Source organism: Janthinobacterium sp. BJB304, from assembly GCF_002735765.1.
In the GTDB taxonomy this organism is placed as follows: domain Bacteria; phylum Pseudomonadota; class Gammaproteobacteria; order Burkholderiales; family Burkholderiaceae_D; genus Janthinobacterium.
The window spans coordinates 100,670-118,779 of record NZ_PDZN01000018.1 but is presented as its reverse complement, the minus strand read 5'-3'; the positions used below and the strand labels follow the sequence as shown (position 1 = coordinate 118,779).

General features: G+C 66.4%; 19 protein-coding genes. 11 read left to right on the top strand and 8 right to left on the bottom strand.

The window, feature by feature from the left end; genetic code table 11:
• Positions 1 to 250 precede the first annotated feature (250 nt).
• On the top strand, positions 251 to 748 hold the full coding sequence (locus CSQ95_RS20780) for a cupin domain-containing protein (protein ID WP_099410870.1): 498 nt from the start codon (positions 251 to 253) through the stop codon (positions 746 to 748).
• A gap of 35 nt (positions 749 to 783) precedes the next feature.
• On the opposite strand, the gene CSQ95_RS20775 is transcribed toward CSQ95_RS20780, so the two are convergent.
• Together CSQ95_RS20775 and CSQ95_RS20770 are read right to left on the bottom strand one after the other, a co-directional pair.
• Positions 784 to 1,890, bottom strand: a complete 1,107-nt coding sequence (locus CSQ95_RS20775; RefSeq protein ID WP_099410869.1) for an acyl-CoA dehydrogenase — start codon at positions 1,888 to 1,890, stop codon at positions 784 to 786.
• A gap of 74 nt (positions 1,891 to 1,964) precedes the next feature.
• Entirely contained in the window at positions 1,965 to 2,750 is a 786-nt protein-coding gene (locus CSQ95_RS20770) for a helix-turn-helix transcriptional regulator (protein WP_257218128.1), read from the bottom strand.
• Between the two features lie 106 nt (positions 2,751 to 2,856).
• Here CSQ95_RS20770 and CSQ95_RS20765 point away from each other — a divergent pair, with 106 nt between their 5' ends.
• From CSQ95_RS20765 to panB, 3 genes are read left to right on the top strand one after another with little or no spacing between them, the layout of a single operon-like run.
• Positions 2,857 to 3,804, top strand: coding sequence for a DMT family transporter (locus CSQ95_RS20765; RefSeq protein WP_099410867.1), 948 nt, complete (start codon positions 2,857 to 2,859; stop codon positions 3,802 to 3,804).
• 33 nt (positions 3,805 to 3,837) lie between these two features.
• Positions 3,838 to 4,284: a PaaI family thioesterase gene (locus tag CSQ95_RS20760; RefSeq protein ID WP_099410866.1), complete on the top strand. Its 447-nt coding sequence runs from the start codon at positions 3,838 to 3,840 to the stop codon at positions 4,282 to 4,284.
• Positions 4,285 to 4,298: 14 nt separating this feature from the next.
• A complete protein-coding gene (gene panB / locus CSQ95_RS20755; protein WP_099410865.1) occupies positions 4,299 to 5,135 on the top strand; it encodes a 3-methyl-2-oxobutanoate hydroxymethyltransferase in 837 nt (278 codons plus the stop codon).
• On the opposite strand, the gene gstA is transcribed toward panB, so the two are convergent.
• Both gstA and CSQ95_RS20745 read right to left on the bottom strand, forming a co-directional pair.
• The gene (gene gstA, locus CSQ95_RS20750) at positions 5,132 to 5,746 is read right to left on the bottom strand and encodes a glutathione transferase GstA (RefSeq protein WP_099410864.1); all 615 of its coding nucleotides are present in this window, start codon (positions 5,744 to 5,746) and stop codon (positions 5,132 to 5,134) included. The genes panB and gstA overlap by 4 nt on opposite strands.
• A gap of 108 nt (positions 5,747 to 5,854) precedes the next feature.
• A complete protein-coding gene (locus tag CSQ95_RS20745) occupies positions 5,855 to 6,751 on the bottom strand; it encodes a LysR family transcriptional regulator (protein ID WP_099410863.1) in 897 nt (298 codons plus the stop codon).
• Between the two features lie 94 nt (positions 6,752 to 6,845).
• On the opposite strand from CSQ95_RS20745, the gene CSQ95_RS20740 reads away from it, so the two are divergent.
• Positions 6,846 to 8,273 (top strand): MFS transporter, encoded by a 1,428-nt coding sequence (locus tag CSQ95_RS20740; RefSeq protein WP_099410862.1) that lies wholly within the window; start codon positions 6,846 to 6,848, stop codon positions 8,271 to 8,273.
• On the opposite strand, the gene CSQ95_RS20735 is transcribed toward CSQ95_RS20740, so the two are convergent.
• Positions 8,225 to 8,944 carry an SDR family oxidoreductase gene (locus CSQ95_RS20735; protein WP_070288097.1) on the bottom strand — a complete coding sequence of 240 codons (720 nt, stop codon included), beginning with the start codon at positions 8,942 to 8,944 and terminating at the stop codon, positions 8,225 to 8,227. The genes CSQ95_RS20740 and CSQ95_RS20735 overlap by 49 nt on opposite strands.
• A gap of 60 nt (positions 8,945 to 9,004) precedes the next feature.
• Positions 9,005 to 9,868, bottom strand: coding sequence for a LysR family transcriptional regulator (locus tag CSQ95_RS20730; RefSeq protein WP_070224324.1), 864 nt, complete (start codon positions 9,866 to 9,868; stop codon positions 9,005 to 9,007).
• 123 nt (positions 9,869 to 9,991) lie between these two features.
• Here CSQ95_RS20730 and CSQ95_RS20725 point away from each other — a divergent pair, with 123 nt between their 5' ends.
• From CSQ95_RS20725 to CSQ95_RS20715, 3 genes are read left to right on the top strand one after another with little or no spacing between them, the layout of a single operon-like run.
• Positions 9,992 to 11,527: an MFS transporter gene (locus CSQ95_RS20725; protein WP_257218127.1), complete on the top strand. Its 1,536-nt coding sequence runs from the start codon at positions 9,992 to 9,994 to the stop codon at positions 11,525 to 11,527.
• Between the two features lie 47 nt (positions 11,528 to 11,574).
• Positions 11,575 to 12,375, top strand: coding sequence for a hypothetical protein (locus CSQ95_RS20720; RefSeq protein ID WP_099410901.1), 801 nt, complete (start codon positions 11,575 to 11,577; stop codon positions 12,373 to 12,375).
• Positions 12,376 to 12,399: 24 nt separating this feature from the next.
• Positions 12,400 to 12,849, top strand: coding sequence for a VOC family protein (locus CSQ95_RS20715; protein WP_099410861.1), 450 nt, complete (start codon positions 12,400 to 12,402; stop codon positions 12,847 to 12,849).
• A gap of 127 nt (positions 12,850 to 12,976) precedes the next feature.
• On the opposite strand, the gene CSQ95_RS20710 is transcribed toward CSQ95_RS20715, so the two are convergent.
• A complete protein-coding gene (locus CSQ95_RS20710; RefSeq protein WP_070224327.1) occupies positions 12,977 to 13,222 on the bottom strand; it encodes a hypothetical protein in 246 nt (81 codons plus the stop codon).
• Positions 13,223 to 13,515: 293 nt separating this feature from the next.
• Between CSQ95_RS20710 and CSQ95_RS20705 the strand changes: the two genes are divergently transcribed.
• Positions 13,516 to 14,916 carry a PLP-dependent aminotransferase family protein gene (locus tag CSQ95_RS20705; RefSeq protein ID WP_180279118.1) on the top strand — a complete coding sequence of 467 codons (1,401 nt, stop codon included), beginning with the start codon at positions 13,516 to 13,518 and terminating at the stop codon, positions 14,914 to 14,916.
• Between the two features lie 42 nt (positions 14,917 to 14,958).
• On the opposite strand, the gene CSQ95_RS20700 is transcribed toward CSQ95_RS20705, so the two are convergent.
• Complete coding sequence (locus CSQ95_RS20700; RefSeq protein ID WP_099410860.1) at positions 14,959 to 16,020, bottom strand: nitronate monooxygenase family protein; 1,062 nt, start codon at positions 16,018 to 16,020, stop codon at positions 14,959 to 14,961.
• An 87-nt stretch (positions 16,021 to 16,107) separates the two neighbouring features.
• On the opposite strand from CSQ95_RS20700, the gene CSQ95_RS20695 reads away from it, so the two are divergent.
• A complete protein-coding gene (locus CSQ95_RS20695) occupies positions 16,108 to 16,983 on the top strand; it encodes a LysR family transcriptional regulator (protein ID WP_099410899.1) in 876 nt (291 codons plus the stop codon).
• Positions 16,980 to 18,110 (top strand): YbfB/YjiJ family MFS transporter, encoded by a 1,131-nt coding sequence (locus CSQ95_RS20690; protein ID WP_257218126.1) that lies wholly within the window; start codon positions 16,980 to 16,982, stop codon positions 18,108 to 18,110. Before CSQ95_RS20695 ends, CSQ95_RS20690 begins: the two co-directional genes overlap by 4 nt.

The window sequence follows — 18,110 nt, the reverse complement described above, 5'->3', positions numbered from 1 at the left end:
CATGGATGAGAGGGAGCGAGAAGTAGCAATGTCCCCATATTATCAGGCAATCCGGCTGGCATGGCGTTCGCATGCCTTTCTGCCATCGGCCGTGCATCGGCTTATTCATCAGCCCAGCTTATAAGCCCTAGTGGCGTTGCGCCGCTTATCAGCGCGAGCCAGCACTGTTAAGCTTGACTGGCCAGGACAGGCGAAGCCGGCTGCCCGGCGGCACGTGTGCTTATCTTACCGGCATGAAAGGAAACCAGACATGCATCGATACGCCGCGGCACTCTTGCCGCTTTGCCTGCCCGCCGGCGCCGTTTCTGCCACCGCTTCTGCCGAGGCAGGCGCCATTTCTGCGCCAGCGGCCGTCACCGTCACGCGCGCCGCCGCCATGCCCGCCATCACGGGCGACGCCCGCTACTTCACGGGCGCGGTCGAGGTCGACGCCATGTTCCAGCGACCGTCTCCGGCTCGCGTGGGCGGCGGCATCGTCACCTTCGCGCCCGGCGCACGCACGGCCTGGCATACGCATCCCTTGGGCCAGACCTTGATCGTTACGCAAGGCTACGGCTGGGTGCAGCACTGGCAGGGACCGCTGCAGGCACTGGCCGCGGGCGACGTGGCGTGGATACCGCCCGGTGTCAAGCACTGGCATGGTGCGACGGCCACGTCCGCTATGCAGCATGTTGCCATTGCGGAGGCGCAAGACGGATCGGCGGTCAGCTGGCTGGAGCAGGTGACGGACGACAGTTATCCGCGCTAAGACGCTGGCTGGCGTTGCCGCGCGGCGCGTTCACGCTACGGCAGCAGCAGCGCATGCTGGCTGGCCGTATGGAAATCGCGCCAGACGCGGTTGATGGCGCTGTCTTCGCGGGCCGCGTACAGGCCGCAATATGGATACAGGCCGTCGACGGCCGCGCGGCAGACGGCGACCAGGGCCAGCGAAGCGGCTTGCACGGCCTGCATGGCGTCCGCATCGAGCGCCGCGCCGGCGGCCACCGTTGCCCAGCTGTCATCGAGCACGGCATAAAAGCGCGCGCGGGCGGCGATCAATGCGTCTTGCTTGCCTTGCAGCATGGATATTACTTCCGGCACCTCCAGCAGCGGCAGGCCGGCCCGCGCATGGCGGCGGTGGCGCATGCATTCTTCGGCCAATTCCATGAAATGCGCGGCCATGCCGGCCACGTTGGCGGCCAGGGTCACGTAGGCGAGCGAATAAAACGGGTAGCGGTACAGGGGGCCGTCGGCCGTCGCGGCTGCGGGACTGATGGTGAAACCGTGTTCCTTGCCGAGCCACTGGCCGTCGATGCGGTAGCTGTGCGAGGCGCTGGCGCGCATGCCGATGCTGTTCCACGAGGGCACCAGCCGCACCAGGGCGGCGGGCACGAGGAAGGCGCGGATGCGCGGCTGGCCTTGTTCGTCGAGCAGGGGCTGGCCAGCGCGCCGCAGCCGGGCGTTCAGGGTGAAGTGGGTCGCCATGGGCGCGCCGCTGGCGTAGTCCCAGCTGCCCGTGATGCGGTAGCCGTCGCCTTCTTCCTCCGCGTAGCCGGTGGCCGCGCCGCTGCCGCCAAGGCAGGCGCGCGGCGTGCCGATGATGGCGCGCGCCATGTCGGGCGCCAGAAAGCCGGCGAACCAGCCGGCGCCCGCGCACAGGGTCAGCACCCAGCCCATGCTGCCGTCGACGGCGGCCACGGCTTCTTCCAGGCGCACCACTTGCGGCAGGGGCAATTCCGCGCCGCCCGCGCTGCGCGGCGCCAGCATCGTCAGCCAGCCGCGCCGGTGCAGCAGCGCCTGCTGGGCCGGATGCAGGAAGCGGGCGGCATCGGCCGCCTGGGCGTGGCGCGCGATGCGCCGGGCGTCGCGCCCGGAAAGGGCAGCAAGGGTAGCGAGGGCAGCGTGCGGCATGAGTAAAGTCCGGCAATGGCGAAGGCGGGCATTTTCGCACAGTGGGCGTGGTTGCGGGCGCCTGGCGAGTGCGGCTAGGCGCTGCGCCGCCGGTACTCGTCCGGCGTCTCGCCTGTTACCTTGCGGAACATGGTAATAAAGGCAGAGGAGCTGGCATATGCCAGGTCGAAGGCGATGCTTTCCACCGTCTGGCCTGCTTCCAGCATGGTCATGGCCTTAATCACGCGCAACCGCGCGCGCCATTGGGCGAAACTCATGCCGAGGTCGCGCTGGCAGCGGCGCATCAGCGTGCGCTCCGTGGTGTTGACGGCCTGCGCCAGCACGGCCAGCGGGCGGTCGTCGCCGGGGGTGTTGTCGAGCATGGCCAGCACCTTGCCCAGCATGGGGTCATCCGAACTGGGCAGATAGCTGCCCACGGGCGTGGCGCGCGCCAGCTGGTCCAGCAATACGTACAAGAGGCGCTCTTCATGAATCGTCTGCGGCATCCCGGGCGGATGGCTGCGCAAGTGCTCGTGCATGGCGCGCACGAAGGGCGTGACGACCAGCGCGCATGGCGCGGCGGGCAGCTCCCCGCACAGTGCTTCGCTCACGTACAGCGAGCTGTGGCAGGCGGGATGGCGGTTCTGCCCCGTATGCGCCACGCGGGGCGGCAGCCAGATGCCGTACTGGGGCGGCACCAGATAGTGTTTTCCTGCCACCAGCACTTCCACCACGCCGCTCAGCGCATACACGAACTCGCCCCAGGAGTGACTGTGGCTGGGATAAATCCCTGCGGCCGGCATGGCGGCGCTGCGAAAGCAGATGGGGGCTGGCAGGGCGCCGCTGTAGGGTGCCAGCAGCAGATGTCTTGTGGTGGGCACGGGCATTGTGGTTGGCTGTATTGAAGGAGGGAGTGTCGGATTCTCACTATATCAAGAAAAGCCGCACCGTTGATAATGAGGACTCCGACATGCGACAAGGAATACTGTGGAGATGCGCAAGGCAATGGATGGGCAGGCGGTGGCCGTCATGACACTGCTGTGCGTCGTATGGAGTTTGCAGCAGGTGGGCATCAAGGCGGTGGCGCACGACATGGCGCCCGTGCTGCAGATCGCGCTGCGCTCGGGCCTGGCTGCCGTGCTCGTGGGCCTGCTGATGCTGGCGCGCCGCGAGAATCTGGCGCAGGCGCGCGCCGCCTGGCGCCCGGGCTTGCTGGCGGGAGGCTTGTTCGCGCTCGAATATGTGCTGCTGGGGGCGGGATTGCAATACACGAGCGCAGCGCATGCCGTGGTGTTCCTCTACACGGGCCCGTTGTTCGTGGCGCTGGGTTTGCACTTTCGGCTGCCGTCCGAGCGCCTTGCCCCGTTGCAATGGGCCGGCGTGGCGCTGGCCTTTGCCGGCATCGTCGTTGCTTTTGTGCCCGTGGCTCCGGCAGCGGGTGAGTTGGCCCATCCGCATGGCTTGCTGGGCGATCTGCTGTGCCTGGCTGCTGGCGCGGCATGGGGCGCCACGAGGGTGGTGGTGCGCTGTTCGCGCCTGGCGCACGTGCCGGCCACGCAAGTGGTGCTGTACCAGTTGACGGCGGGCTGCGTGCTGCTGCTGGGCGCGGCAGCGTTGTTGGGCCAGTTGGCCTTCGCGGCCACGCCCCTGGTCATCGGCAATCTGGTGTTCCAGTCCGTGATTGTCTCGTTTGCCAGCTTGCTGGCGTGGTTTCATTTGCTGCGCCGCTATCTGGCGTCGCGCCTGGGCATATTTTCCTTCCTGACACCGCTGTTCGGCGTGCTGCTGGGTGCGGTGTTGCTGGACGAGCATGTGTCGATGGCGTTTCTCCTCGGCGCGGCGCTGGTGCTGGCCGGCATTGTGCTGGTCAGTGCAAGCGGCCCGCTGACGCTGTTGTTCGCAGGGCGTGAGAAGCAGGGTAGAGTGGTGCCGTAAGTTTTTTCTGTTCACTTGAGAAAGTATTTCACCATGACACGACTTCCCGACCCGCACTTCGCCGACCGAGTCCGCGCCAGTTTTGATTTACAGAACGCCATGACCCTGATCCGGGCCAGCCTGCCCATGGTGGCGCATGGCAGCACGGAAATCCACGTGCCGCACTGGAGTGGCATCGAGCAGCAGCACGGCTTCGTACATGGCGGGGTGGTGGGCATGATCGCGGACTCGGCCGCCGGCTACGCGGCCATGACCATGGTGCCGGAAGGCGCGTCCGTGCTGACGGTGGAATACAAGATGAATTTGCTGGCGCCCGCCGATGGCGAGAAATTGATTGCGCGCGGCAAGGTGGTGCGGCCCGGCCGCACGCTGATCGTCACGCAAGCCGAAGTGTTTGCCGTCAAGGATGGCCAGGAAACCCTGTGTGCGCTGATGCAGCAAACCATCATGGTGATGCACGGCAAGTCCGAGAAAACTTAACTTAACGAAATGAAATGAAGATCATGCCCACGCCGGACCACACTGAACACTTGCCGCATAGTAAGCCGTTGACGCTGCCAGCCTTGCTGGGCATGCGCGATGCGGGGCAAAAGATTGTCGCCCTGACTTGCTATGACGCCAGTTTCGCCACTCTGATGAATGCCTGTGGCGTGGAACTGCTGCTGGTCGGCGATTCGCTGGGCAATGTAGTGCAAGGGCAAGGCACGACCTTGCCCGTCAGCGTGGCCGACATCGCTTATCACACGGCCAGCGTGGCGCGCGGCAACCGTACGGCCGTGCTGGCGGCCGACATGCCGTTCGGCAGCTATGCCACGCCGCAGGCGGCGTATGCCAACGCCGTCCAGCTGATGCGGGCGGGCGCACACATGGTCAAGCTGGAGGGCGGCGGCTGGCTGTGCGAAACCGTGCGCTTTCTCACCGAACGGGGCATCCCCGTGTTCGCCCACCTGGGCTTGACGCCGCAGTCCGTACACCAATTGGGCGGCTTCAAGGTGCAGGGCAAGACGCCGCACAGCGCGGCCTTGCTGAAAGCCGATGCGCTGGCCCTGCAGGCTGCCGGCGCATCGCTGTTGCTGCTCGAAGCCATACCGGCCGCGCTGGGCCGGGAAGTGTCGGCGCTGCTGGCCATTCCCACCATCGGCATCGGCGCCGGCCCGCACTGTTCAGGCCAGATACTCGTCATGCACGATATGCTCAACGTGTTTCCTGGCAAGAAGGCACGCTTCGTGCGCGACTTCATGACGGGGCAAGCCAGCATCGGCGGCGCCTTCACGGCCTATGTCAGCGCCGTCAAGGAGCGGTCTTTTCCTGCACAGCAACACTGCTTTTAAGCAGCCTTGGCCAATCCTTCCGCTTCCCAAGCAGCCTTGACGCTGTCGCGCTGGGCCACTCTTGCGAGGAAGGCCTGCAGATGCGCCAGCGCGGACAAGTCCACGCCCACGTTCGGCGCCCAGCCGGTAACGACGAACAGATAGGCGTCGGCCACCGTGAATGTGTCGCCCGTCAGATAGGCGCGGCCTTCCAGGCGGCTGTCCACCCACTTGAATTTTTTGCCCAGTTGCTCGATGAATAAGGCCTTGGTGGCGGCGTCGAAGCGGGGATCGAACAGGGGACTGAACGATTTGTGCAGCTCGGACGTGATGTAGTTCTGCCATTCCAGCACCTTGTAGCGGGCAAAGTTGCCCGCGGGCGGCAATAAATCCTGCCTGCCGGCCCGTTCGGCGATGTACTGGGCGATGACGGGGCCTTCGCTCAAGGTCGTGCCATCGTCGAGCGCCAGCAGCGGGACCTGGCCTTTCGGGTTGAGGTCGTAGTAATTGCCGCCTTCCTGCGTGCGGTGCTGGCCCAGGTCGACCTTCACGAGGGTGAAGGCCGCCCCTGTTTCGCGCAGGATGATGTGCGGCGCCTGCGAGCAGGCGCCCGGCGAATAAAAGAGTTTCATGGCGATCCTTGAACAGGTGGGAAAGCAGCCACTATAGTCCTGTGCCGCCGCACCGTAAATGCGTGTTCGTGTGGTGACTATGCGCACCCGGTGAACGATTGCGCTGGCTCAAAGCCGGGGATGGCGCAAGGTGTCGAGCAGCAAGGTAAACGCGGGCGAGGGGTGGCGCCGGCTCGGGTAATACAGCTTGTAGCCCGCATACGTGGGGCACCAGTCGTCGAGCACGCGGATCAGGCGGCCATCGGCGACGTAAGGCTGCACCACATCTTCGGCCATGCAGGCCAGCCCCAGGCCGTCGAGCGCCGAATGCAGCCGCATGGCCATGTTGTTATAGATCAATTGTCCTTCCACGCGCACTTTCAGCTCCTGCCCATCCTTGGCAAATTCCCAGGCGTACAGGCCGCCCAGGGTGGGCAGGCGCATGTTGATGCAGTTGTGCGCCATCAAGTCCTGCGGCGTGACGGGCGGCGCATGGCGGGCGAAGTAGGCGGGAGAGGCAACGATGGCCATGCGGAAATCCGGGCCGATGGGCATGGCGATCATGTCCCTGGCCACTTGCTCGCCCAGGCGCACGCCCGCGTCGCAACGGGCGGCCACGATATCGGTCATGCCATTGTCGACGACGACTTCGATGTGGATGTCGGGATACTCGGGCAGCAAGCGGGCGATGGCCGGCTGCAGGACGGTCAGCGCCGCATGTTCGCCCGCGCTGATGCGGATGTTGCCGGCCGGCTTGTCGCGCCGCTCGCTGAGCAGGGCCAGCTCCGCCTCGATCTCGTCGAAGCGGGGCGCCACCGTGCGCAGCAGCTGTTCGCCCGCTTCCGTGGGAGAGACGCTGCGCGTGGTGCGCACCAGCAGGCGCAGACCGAGCCGTTCTTCCAGCGCGCGCACCGTCTGGCTCAAGGCCGACTGCGACACGCCCAGCCTGGCCGCCGCCCGGGTAAAACTGCCTGCGCGGGCCACGGCCACGAAGGCGAGGATGTCGTTGAAGTTGGTCTGCGCCATGGTGGGCTGCCTTTCTCATTCATTAGTGACACTAATAAGTTCATGCGGACTTTAGCATCTATTCATGGTAATGGGGAAGGCATACAGTGGCGGCATGAAAACTGTTCCCGATCCCGCTGTCCCCGCCGCGCCGCACAAGGCGGCCATCCTCGCCATCATCCTCGTCAGCTATGTGATGATCGTGCTCGACACGTCCATCGTGCTGACGGGCTTGCCGAAAATTCACCAGGAACTGGGCTTTACGGATACGGGCCTGGCCTGGGTGCAAAGCGCGTATACCCTGACGTTTGGCGGCTTGCTGCTGCTGGCCGCGCGCGCCGGCGATGCGGTTGGCCGGCGCCGCCTGCTGCAGCTGGGCCTGGCGCTGTTCACCGTGGCGTCGCTGGCCATCGGCCTGGCGCAGTCGCCGGCCATGCTGATCGCCGCGCGCGCCATCCAGGGCGTGGGCGCGGCCATCCTGGCGCCGTCCACGCTGGCTTTGCTGCAAACCACGTTCGCGGAGGGGCGTGAGCGCACGCGGGCCATCGCCCTGTACAGCGCCGTGGCGGGCATCGCCGCCAGCGTGGGCCTGGTGCTGGGCGGCGTGCTGGCCGAATGGCTGTCGTGGCGAGTCGGTTTCTTCCTCAACCTGCCCATTGGCGCGGCCATGCTGGCGGCAGTGCGCCGTTTCATTGCGGAAAGCGCCCGCAACCGGGGCCAGTTCGACGTGGCCGGCGCCGCCAGCTCGACCGTTGGCATGTCGGCCCTCGTGTATGGCTTGATCCGCTCGGCCGGCGCCGGCTGGGGTGACTACCTGACGCAAGTCGCCCTGGCGGCGGGCATGTTGCTGCTGGCCGCGTTCATCGCCATCGAGCGGCGCGCCGCGCAAGCCATCCTGCCGCTGCGTCTGTTTGCCGATAGGCAACGCAATGCTGCGTACGGGGCCAGGGTGCTGTTCCTGGGCGCCATGGTCGGCTTTTTCTTTTTCACCACGCAATTCCTGCAAGTGGTGCTTGGCTATCCGCCATCGCTGACGGGCCTGGCCTTCTTGCCCATGACTTTGGTGAACTTCGGCGTGGCCCTGTGCGTGCCGCGCTTGACGCGGCGCTTCGGCAATGCGCGCCTGCTGGCCATGGGCCTGGGCTTGACCCTGCTGGGCATGGCATGGCTGAGCCGTGTCGATGCAGGTACGGCCTACTGGCTGGGTGTGGCCCTGCCGATGGTGCTGATCGGCGCGGGGCAGGGCATGGCCCTCAGTCCGCTGACGGCGGCCGGCGTGGCCGGCGTGCCGGCGCAGGATGCGGGCGCGGCATCCGGCATCGTCAACGTGGCGCACCAGCTGGGCAGTTCGCTGGGGCTGGCGACGCTGGTGGCGATCTCGGCTGTTGGCGCGGGCCAGCTGGCGGGCGTGCCGCTGCTGGCGCACCGCGTGACGCTTGCCCTGGGCAGCGCGAGTGCCATGCTGGCGCTGGCCTTGCTGCTGGTGCTGACTTGTCAGGCGCGCCCGCCGAGGCTGCCTCCGCCATCCACTGCCAAGACTTGACCTGTCACGTAACTGGCCTGCTCCGATAGCAGGAAGCCGGCGGCGGCAGCGACTTCATCCGGCTGTCCCAGCCGCCGCATTGGTATCGTGGCAAGCACCTGGCGTTCCATTTCGCTGCCGACGGGGCGCGTCTTGCGGAACAGTGCCGTTTCCACGGGGCCTGGGGCGATCGCATTGACCGTCACGCCGTGCTGGGCCAACTCCAGCGCCCAGGTTCTCGTGCAGCCGACCAGGGCGCTTTTGGCGGCGGAATAGGCGGTGCGGTCCACGCTGCCGTAGACTGCGCGGCTGCAGATATTCACGATGCGGCCATAGCGGCGCTGCTTCATCGCATCCACGAACTGCTGTGTCACCTGGATGGCGGCGCGCACGTTCAGGTCGAACACGCTCTGCAAGGTGGCAAAGTCGATTTGACCCAGCGGCTGGGGCGAGGCAATGCCCGCATTGTTGACGATGCCATCGATATCAAACTGTTTTTCCAGCGCCTTGAGAACCTGCGCCGTCTGCGCCAGATCGGCCAGATCGCAGGCCACCAAGGTGCCCGGAAAGTCGACGCCCGCAACGTGCCGCGCGATGCCGATCACCCGATGGCCTTGCTGATGCAGCAGGGTGCAGATGGCATGGCCGATGCCGCGTGTCGCGCCGGTGACGAGGAAAGTACGAGATGTCATGGGGAGGAGGTCCTTTGGCCTGGAAATGTCTGCCTGCGAAGGCTACACTTTTTTGCAAAGTCACGTCGCCGCAGCGGCCGACCATTCGCGCAGCAATTGCCCGAACGCTTCGGCCGCCGCCGTGCTGCCGGCGGCGCGCCAGACGAGCTGGAACTGGGCAGCGGGCAAGGCGGGCAAGCCATGCTGGCCATCGATGACGACCATGCCCGCTTCCAGGTCGCCTTGCGGCAGGGCCGTGACGGCCAGCCCAGCCAGCACGGCGGCGCGTAGTCCCTGCTGGCTGGGCGAGGTGAACGCCACGCGCCAGTCGAGCCCGGCGCCATCGAGGGCGTCGACGCCCACTTGCCGGTGCAGGCACGGCGCCGGTGAAAACGCCAACGGCAGGGGCAGCGCGCCGTCGTGGTGGTGGAAATCGTGCGCCGCGGCCCAGACGAAGCGCGTGCGGCGCAGCACGGCCGTCTCATCGCCGCTATCGGCCGGGGCCATGACGACGGCCAGGTCCAGCGCATCGGCGGCGACGAGTTGCTGCAAGTCAAGATAGGTGCCCACCGTGACATCGAGCCGCACGGCGGGAAACAGGTGCGCGAATTGCGCCAGCAGGGCGGGCAGGCGCGCGCCCATGAAATTTTCCGGCACGCCAAAGCGCACGGCGCCCGCGATCGAGGAACGCTGGAAGCGCCGCGACAGGGCATCCTGGGCCGCCAGGATCTGCCGCGCGTGGCGCAGAAAATCCTCGCCGTCTTCCGTCAGGCGCAGGCTGCGCGTCGTGCGCTGCAGCAGCGCCGTGCCAGCCTGCTGTTCCAGGCGGCGGATCTGGTGGCTGACGGCGGACTGGCTCAGGTGCAGCCGTTCGGCGGCGCGTGTAAAGCCGCCCGTGTCCGCTACGGCAAGCAAAGCGCGCAGCAGGGCGGTATCGAAGTCCATGGCGTCTAGTTCCTGTGATTCATGATGAAAATGAATGAATTGTACAAAATTTTATCATTTCCCTCATGAGTCGAGGCTTTCTAGAATGGCGGCTCGCGGTGCGCCGTCCCCACGCGCGCCTCCATGACTACCGACATCAAGGCTTCGATGCACCTGACTACTTCGCAACAAAATACACTGACCCTGGCCGCCGTCTGCCTGGCCTCGCTCATGTTCGGCCTGGAAATTTCCAGCGTGCCCGTCATCCTGCCCACCCTGGAAACGCTGCTGCATGGCGACTTCAAGGATTTGCAGTGGATCATGAACGCCTACACGCTGGCTTGCACCACGGTGCTGATGGCCACGGGCACCCTGGCCGACCGCTACGGCCGCAAGCGCTTGCTGCTCGCCAGTCTGGCGCTGTTCGGCGTCAGTTCACTGGTCTGCGGCTGGGCCGGCAGCACGGGTGTGCTGATCGCCGCGCGCGCGCTGCAGGGCGCGGCCGGCGGCGCCATGCTGATCTGCCAGGTGGCCGTGCTGTCGCGGCAGTTCCCGGCCGGCGCCGCGCGCGGCAGGGCGTTTGGTGCCTGGGGCATCGTCTTTGGCATCGGCCTGGGTTTTGGCCCCATCATCGGCGCGGCCATCGTCGCGCTGTCAAACTGGCAATGGGTATTTCTCGTGCACGGGCCGCTGGCCGTCGTCGCGCTGCTGCTGGCGGGCCTGGGCGTGACGGAATCGCGTGACCCGCAGCGGCGCAATCTGGACGTGGCGGGCATCGCCACCTTGTCGCTGGGCGTGTTCAGCCTGGCCTGGTGCATCACGCAGGGGCCGGCGCTGGGTGTCACGGACCCGCGCACCGTGGGCAGCCTGGCCGTGGCGCTCGTCAGCCTGGTGCTGTTTGCCGCCATCGAACGGCGCCAGCCCGAACCGATGGTCGATTTTGCCGTCTTCCGCATCCGCCGCTTCTCGGGCGCCTTGCTCGGCTCGGCGGGCATGAACTGCAGTTTCTGGCCGTTCATGATCTATCTGCCCCTGTACGTGCAGCATGGCCTCGGCTACAGCAGCCTGGGCACGGGCCTGACCCTGCTGGCCTACACCTTGCCCACCTTGCTCATGCCGCCGCTGGCCGAGCGGCTGGCGCTGCGCTACCGCGCCGACCTGGTGATCCCTGCCGGCATGCTGGCCATCGGCGCGGGTTTCCTGTTGATGCTGTGGGGCAGCCATGCGGACGCCGCCAGCTGGCTGACGATCCTGCCCGGCTGCCTCCTGGCGGGCACGGGCCTGGGCTTGACGAATACGCCCGTCACCAATACGACGACGGGCGCCGTGCCCGGCGAACGGGCCGGCATGGCGTCCAGCATCGACATCAGCGCGCGCATGGTCAGCCTGTCCATCAATATCGCGCTGATGGGTTTTATTCTCGTCGAAGGCATCCAGTCCGCCTTGCGGCCCCGTCTGCCTGGCGGACTGGACGCGGCCACCGTGCGCGCCATGGCTGAGGACTTGTCGGCAGGCAAGGGTGCCGGCGCGCTGCCGGCCGGCGTGGCCCAGCTTGCGCTGGCGCAAGGCTTTGGCGCCGTGATGCTGTACGGCGGCGTGGCCGCCTGCCTGTTCGCCGTGGCCAGCTGGCTGGTGTTTGGCGCCGGGAGGGTGAGTGCGCCAAGTGCGGGAAGGCTATAATCGGGGCACGTTGACAAGTGTTGCTCAACGTCATTACGAGGCTGCCCATGCATAAACTGATTTCCGAACTCACCCGCCTGTACCTGTTCGAGGAACAGCAGCACTACGTCGATGCGCAGGGCGGCGTCCAGCCTTTGACGCCGGCCGTGCTGGCACGCCACCTGTCGGGCGAGCAGACGGTGGCCGTGCAACTCGTGACCGAGAGCGGCCTGACGCGCGCGCTGGTGCTGGAGTTTGGCGGCAAGGGCGGCGGCGAGGCGCACTGGAGCGCGCTGTGCATGATCGCCAATGCCGTGCAGCACGAGCTGGACTTGCCGGCGCCCGCCGTCAGCATCTCGGGCACGGCGTTCCAGTTATGGCTGTCTCTGGCCACGCCCGTGCCCGTTGCCCAGGCGCGCCAGTTCGTGCAGCTGCTGCGTTCCACCTTTTTGCCTGCTTCGACCGACATCCTCGCCGCAGCGCCGCCAGACTACGTGACGCAGGCGGCGCTGCCGCCATGCCTGCAGCCATCGGGCAAGTGGGCCGCCTTCATCCACCCCAGCATGGGCGCCGCCTTCGTCGACGAGCCGGGCCTGGACATGCCGCCGCCGCCCGCCGCCCAGCTGGGTTTCCTGGAAAGCTTGCGCAGCATCACTCCGGCACAATTCGCGCAGGCGCTGGCGAAGCTGCAGGGACATGCGGGGCTGGCTGATGCCGTGCCCGCTCTCGCGCCCGTCGCCGCGCCATTACCGGCGGTAAAGCCCGTTACGCAGCCAGGCTTGCTGCTGCAGGACGCCACACTGGAGGACATCGTGCGCTGGCTGCATGCGCGTAACATCGAGCCGACGTTCCGGCACAGGTTGCCGTAGCGGCTTAGACACCCAGGAGGCAATATGACAGTCAAGCGCATGGACAACGTCGGCATCGTCGTGGAAGACATCGATGCCGCCATTGAATTTTTCACCGAACTTGGACTCGTTCTCGAAGGGCGCGCCCCAATTGACGGCGACTGGGCCGATGGCGTCACCGGTCTGCGCGGCATGCGCGTGGAGATTGCCATGATGCGTACGCCGGACGGTCACAGCCGTCTCGAGTTATCCCGTTTCCTCGCGCCGGCCGTGGTCGCCGATCACCGCGACGCCCCAGTGAACGCTCTCGGTTACCTGCGTGTCATGTTTACCGTCGAGGATATCGACGATACGCTCGTCCGGCTCGTCCAACGCGGCGCGAAGCTGGTCGGCGAAGTAGTCCGGTACGAACACATGTATCGGCTCTGCTACATCCGTGGTCCCGAAGGCATCCTCATCGGACTTGCCGAACAGCTCCCGCGGCAGACGCCCTGAGGGAAGCCGCCGGAAGTAGAAAGCCAAAGGCTCGCCGTCCAATCCCTTGCTGAGGCAAGCCTGCGCGAAACGCCGCGGCGGGAAATTGCTGCCGCATCGCTGCATATCGGCCGGCGACTTTCTGTCATCATGGCATGGTCATGTCCAGACCGACCATGCTGACGACGAAGAAGGTGACGATCCCGAGTGCCAGAAGCAATAGCGCGAAGATGGCGACCACCTTGCCGCTCGCGCGCAGCACCGCGCGATTCTGCTTCGCCTTATCCTTATCCTTCTTGCCTTGATCGTAATGCCACTTGATGGCGAAGAACATGCCGGTGGCGAGCACGAGTGCCTTGAATGTCACGAAGACTATAGGGGTCCAATCGATCATTTTGCGTATTTCCAGTCTATTACTTGATTACTTGACACTATCTGTCGTGAGGCGCACTGCCTCAAATTGCTGCTTCAGCAGCTTCTGTTCCAACTTTTTCTTCAACTATCCCCCAGGCATCCTGTTTGACTCTTTCATTATAGCCAGCTCTGAAATAACGACGGTATCGAGCGCAGCGATGCGCCGCATGCGGATGAGTGAGGAAAAAACGTCTGCGACTGCCATGCAAGGATGGTGTTGCTGCACGTTATGAGGCATACTACCTTAAAACAATCTCCATACATTGAGACAAAATGTCCCAGTTAAAAACCATACAAGATGAAAATTTGACGGGCTGGTTGCCGCGATTGGCCGGGAACAAGGGGCCACGTTTTTTGCAAATTGCGGATGCCTTGCAGGTGGCGGTGGCAGACGGCTCGCTGACAGCGGGCGACCGTCTGCCGACGCAGCGCCAGTTGGCGGCACAGCTGGGCGTCGACCTGACGACGATCACGCGCGCCTACGACGAAGCCAGACGCCGCAACTTGCTGGAGGGGCGCGGCGCGCGCGGCACGTATGTCGCGGCGCCGAAAGTCGAATTGACCGCTATCCTCGACCTGAGCATGAATACGCCGCCACCGCCGGAGGGCGTGGACTTCGACGACATGTTGCGACAAGGTTTGTCTCAAGTACTGATGCGCGCCGATAATGAGTTGCTGATGACCTATCACTTGGGCGGGGGAAGCGACTCCGACCGCAAGGCCGGAGCCAGGTGGCTGGAACCGATGTTCGGACCTCTGGATTCAAGGCAGGTGGTTGTCTGTCCCGGTGCGCAAGCGGCGATCGCCGCATTGATCCTTGCGCTGACGGAGCCTGGCGATGTGATCCTGGCAGAGCCGACGAGTTATCCGGGCTTGCGTGCCGCTGCGGCCCAGTTCGGCCGGCACGTCATCGCGGTGGGCGCGGACAAGCACGGGATGCTGCCTGAGCTGCTTGAGGAAGCGTGCCGCCAGCACCAGCCCGCGCTGGTCTACCTCAATCCGACATTGCAGAACCCGACCGCCATCACCATGCCGGAACGCCGGCGCAAGGAGCTGGCCGGCATTGCGCAGCGCTGCAATGTACGCATCGTCGAGGACGATCCCTACTGGCTTCTTGCCGATGCTCCGCCGCCGCCCGTTGCCGCGTTTGCCCCGGCGCAGGTGCTCTACATCTCCACGCTGTCGAAATGCCTCACGCCCGGCTTGCGTGTCGCCTTCGTGCTGATACGCGACCCGGCGGAGCGCGAGCGTTTCCTGGTCGCGCTAAGATCATTTGCGCTGATGGTCGCTCCTCTGACGGCCGCCCTGGCCACGCAGTGGATACTCGACGGCTCGGCTGACAGATTGATGGAAGGCGTACGCAAGGAGGCGCGCCTGCGCCACCGGATGGCGCGCGATGTGCTGGCGGGCCGCTACAGCGGCGCCGGAGACGGTCTGCATGTATGGCTCGAGTTGCCCGCGTATTGGAACTCCTCGCAGCTTGCGCTCGCAGCCGCCAGCTACGGCATCGCCGTCACGCCGGCGGAGGCGTTCGCAACGGGCAGCGCATCCGTGAACGCCATTCGCATCTCTTTGGGCAGCATCAAGGACCGTGGACGCTTGCAGGCCGGTCTTCAGCGGCTGTCTCACCTGCTTGCGCGGCGGCCCGAGTCGTTCAGCGCTGCCGTGGTGTGACTGGCCGGGATGCGCCTCCGTATTGCCAGAAGCATCCCGGCATCAGGCCGCCATTTCCCTTGCCAGTGCCGACACCAGTTCCTCCGCCCCCATTTCCCGCGCCAGCGGCGCGCCCTGGCCGGCCCATTGCGCGGCGAATTCGCTGTCGCCGTGCCGGCTGGCCAAGGCGTTCAATTGTTTGGCGGCATCGTAGGCAACGGGATAGTCGGCTGGGGGCGGGCTGCCCGGCGCTTCGCCATGTTCGATCAGCCGGTTCACCATGCCGCGCGCCAGACGGCCCGAGAGCACGCTGGTCAGGCGCGTGCTTGCGGCCCGCGCGCTTTGCAGGTTGGCGCGGTAGCCCGCATTGGCCGACGATTCCGGGCACAGCACGAACGCCGTGCCCAGCTGGGCTGCCGCGGCGCCCAGGTCCAGCGCGGCGCGGACGCCTTGTCCATCCATGATGCCGCCGGCCGCGATCAGGGGCAGGGTGGTGCGGCCCGCCAGCAGGCGCAGCAGCACGCTGGTGCTGTGGCGCTCGTCCGGCGCTTGCGGGTCGAAGACGCCACGGTGGCCGCCCGCTTCCACGCCTTGCGCCACGATGGCGTCGACGCCCGCCTGTTCGATCAGCATCGCCTCGCGCAGATTGGTGGCCGTGGCCATCGTGTAGACGCCGGCCTGGCGCAGGGCGGCGATCTGCTGCCGCGCCGGCAAGCCGAAATGGAAGCTGACGACGGCGGGACGCTGTTCCAGCAGCAGGGCAAACGCTGTCTCATTGCCGAGAAAGGTTTGATATATCTCGTCGAGTTCCGTAGGCACGGCCGCGCCCAGTTCCGCGAACAGGGGCGCCAGATGGGCCAGCCAGTCCGCCTCGCGCCGCGCATCCCTGACCGCCGGCGCATGGCAGAACACATTCACGTTGAAGGGGCGGTCCGTCAGCGCGCGCGTGTCGGCCATCATCTGGCGCGCCTGCGCCACGGTGCCGGCGCCGATGGCCAGCGAACCGAGGCCGCCCGCGTTCGAGACGGCGGCCGCCATGCGCGGCGTGGAGACGCCCGCCATCGGCGCCTGGATGATGGGGTGCTGCAAGCCGAGACGGTCGAGGAAGCGCTGGGACGTGCTCATGATGTTTCCTTCATGAAATTGAGGATATTGCGCAATATTCTTGTTTGAAGAATATAATAGCATAATAATTCTTAAATCGAGAACATGATGGACATGGAATCCCTGACGATTTTTTGCGCCGTGGCCAGTGAACTGAGCGTCACCCAGGCCGCAGCCAGGCTGGGCCGCGCGCCGTCCAGCGTCACCACGCGCATCCAGCAGCTGGAAGCCGATATGGGTGCCGACCTGTTCGTGCGCGCCAATAAACGCATGGCCCTGACGGCGGCGGGCGAGCGCTTTCTCGAGTATGCGCAGCGTTTGCTGGCGCTGGCGGAAGAAGCGCGGCATGTCGTCACGGGCGGGCGCGACGGCGGCACCCTGCGCGTGGGCAGCATGGAAAGCACGGCGGCCAGCCGCTTGCCGGCGCTGCTGGCCGCGTATCACGCCCGCTATCCGGACACGCGCCTGGCGCTGAGCACGGGGCCGTCGCGCCCCCTGATCGAGCAAGTGCGCACGGGTTTGCTCGACTGCGCTTTCGTCGCCTTGCCGCCAGCGTTCGGCGGCGCCGCCGCGCTGAAAGAGCTGGGGCTGGCATCGACCGCCGTGTGGCGCGAGGAATTGTGTCTGTTGCTGCCGGCCAGTGAAGGGCAGGCGCGCCACGCCATCGACGTGCGCACGCGCTCGCTGGCGGCCTTTCCGCAGGGCTGCACCTACCGTGGCATCGCCGAAGAGCTGCTGGGCGTGGCAGGTTCGACCGATTGGCGCGTGCAGGAGTTGAGTTCGTATCACACCATGATCGCCTGCGTGGCGGCTGGCGCCTGCGTGACCGTGCTGCCGGCCAGCGTGCTGGCGCTGTCCGATGCGCCAGCCACCTTGACAACGCTGTCCGCCGGGCAAGCCGACACGGTGCTCGTGTGGAGAGTCGGATTCGACGTGCCCGCCTTTCAGCATTTGCTGGTGCAACTGGGCGAGGCGGCGCCGTGAGCGGGGCGGCCAGGCTGCGTTCGGCCATCGCCGCGGCGGTCATTCTCGCCATCGGCATGGGCTTCGGCCGCTTCGCCTTCACGGCCATCTATCCGCAGATGGTCGAGGAAGGCGTCTTGAGCTTGCGCGAAGGCAGCCTGGCCGCCTCGGCCAATTATGCCGGTTACCTGCTGGGCGCCATCCTGGCCATGCGCGCGCGGGCCCGTAGCGCGCACCGGCTGTGCCTGTGGTCGGCGGCCGGCACGGCGCTGTGCCTGGGCGTGCTGGCGGTGCCGATGCCCGTCTGGCTCATCGTGGCGGTGCGGGGCGTGGCGGGCGTCTTCAGCGCCCTGGCCATGGTGGCCGCCTCCTTGTGGCTGCTGGAACAGCGCCGGCATGGCCGCGGCGCGCCGCTGCTGTACGCGGGCGTGGGCGTCGGCATCGCCGTCTCGGCCGAATTGCTGGTGCTGGCCTCGCAGCTGGGCTGGCACAGCGCGGGCATGTGGCTGCTGCTGGCCGGGGGCGCCGCGCTGGCGGGGCTGGCGGCCGCGCCCGCGATTGCCGCTGGCGGACCGGCGACGCTGGACGCGCCGCCGCACGCCATCGCACCGGCGCTGGCGTCCGTGGCGCCGTGGCCGCTGGTGCTGATCTACGGCTTGGCGGGACTCGGCTACATCGTCACGGCCACGTATTTGCCCGTGCTGGTCGGCGCGGCCTTGCCCGGCTTGAATTCCGCCCACGTGTGGGCCGTGTTCGGCCTCGGGGCGGCGCCCTCGTGCTTCCTGTGGCACCGGCTGCACGAGGGCCTGGGCACGCGCCAGGCGCTCAGGCTGAACCTGCTGCTGCAGGCGCTGGGCGTGGCTTTGCCCGTGCTGGCGCCCTCGGCCGCCGGCTACCTGCTCAGCGCCATCCTCGTCGGCGGCACGTTCGTCGGCACGGTGACCATCGCCATGCCGGCCGCGCAGCGGGCAGCCGTCAAGGCGGGCACCAACATGATGGCAGGCATGACGGTGGTGTATGGCGTGGGTCAGATCATCGGCCCCATGCTGGCTGGCAGCCTGTATGCGCAGTCGCACAGTTTCAACAGTTCGCTGCTGGCGGCCGCCGGCGCGCTGCTGCTGGCCATCATCGTGAGCTTGCGGCTATAA

Bases quoted from the DNA above. Each gene is read 5' to 3' on its own strand.
- CSQ95_RS20780 (WP_099410870.1), top strand. From the start codon at position 251: ATGCATCGATACGCCGCGGCACTCTTGCCGCTTTGCCTGCCCGCCGGC.
- CSQ95_RS20775 (WP_099410869.1), bottom strand. From the start codon at position 1,890: ATGCCGCACGCTGCCCTCGCTACCCTTGCTGCCCTTTCCGGGCGCGAC.
- CSQ95_RS20760 (WP_099410866.1), top strand. From the start codon at position 3,838: ATGACACGACTTCCCGACCCGCACTTCGCCGACCGAGTCCGCGCCAGT.
- panB (WP_099410865.1), top strand. From the start codon at position 4,299: ATGAAGATCATGCCCACGCCGGACCACACTGAACACTTGCCGCATAGT.
- gstA (WP_099410864.1), bottom strand. From the start codon at position 5,746: ATGAAACTCTTTTATTCGCCGGGCGCCTGCTCGCAGGCGCCGCACATC.
- CSQ95_RS20745 (WP_099410863.1), bottom strand. From the start codon at position 6,751: ATGGCGCAGACCAACTTCAACGACATCCTCGCCTTCGTGGCCGTGGCC.
- CSQ95_RS20740 (WP_099410862.1), top strand. From the start codon at position 6,846: ATGAAAACTGTTCCCGATCCCGCTGTCCCCGCCGCGCCGCACAAGGCG.
- CSQ95_RS20735 (WP_070288097.1), bottom strand. From the start codon at position 8,944: ATGACATCTCGTACTTTCCTCGTCACCGGCGCGACACGCGGCATCGGC.
- CSQ95_RS20730 (WP_070224324.1), bottom strand. From the start codon at position 9,868: ATGGACTTCGATACCGCCCTGCTGCGCGCTTTGCTTGCCGTAGCGGAC.
- CSQ95_RS20725 (WP_257218127.1), top strand. From the start codon at position 9,992: ATGACTACCGACATCAAGGCTTCGATGCACCTGACTACTTCGCAACAA.
- CSQ95_RS20720 (WP_099410901.1), top strand. From the start codon at position 11,575: ATGCATAAACTGATTTCCGAACTCACCCGCCTGTACCTGTTCGAGGAA.
- CSQ95_RS20715 (WP_099410861.1), top strand. From the start codon at position 12,400: ATGACAGTCAAGCGCATGGACAACGTCGGCATCGTCGTGGAAGACATC.
- CSQ95_RS20710 (WP_070224327.1), bottom strand. From the start codon at position 13,222: ATGATCGATTGGACCCCTATAGTCTTCGTGACATTCAAGGCACTCGTG.
- CSQ95_RS20705 (WP_180279118.1), top strand. From the start codon at position 13,516: ATGTCCCAGTTAAAAACCATACAAGATGAAAATTTGACGGGCTGGTTG.
- CSQ95_RS20700 (WP_099410860.1), bottom strand. From the start codon at position 16,020: ATGAGCACGTCCCAGCGCTTCCTCGACCGTCTCGGCTTGCAGCACCCC.
- CSQ95_RS20695 (WP_099410899.1), top strand. From the start codon at position 16,108: ATGGACATGGAATCCCTGACGATTTTTTGCGCCGTGGCCAGTGAACTG.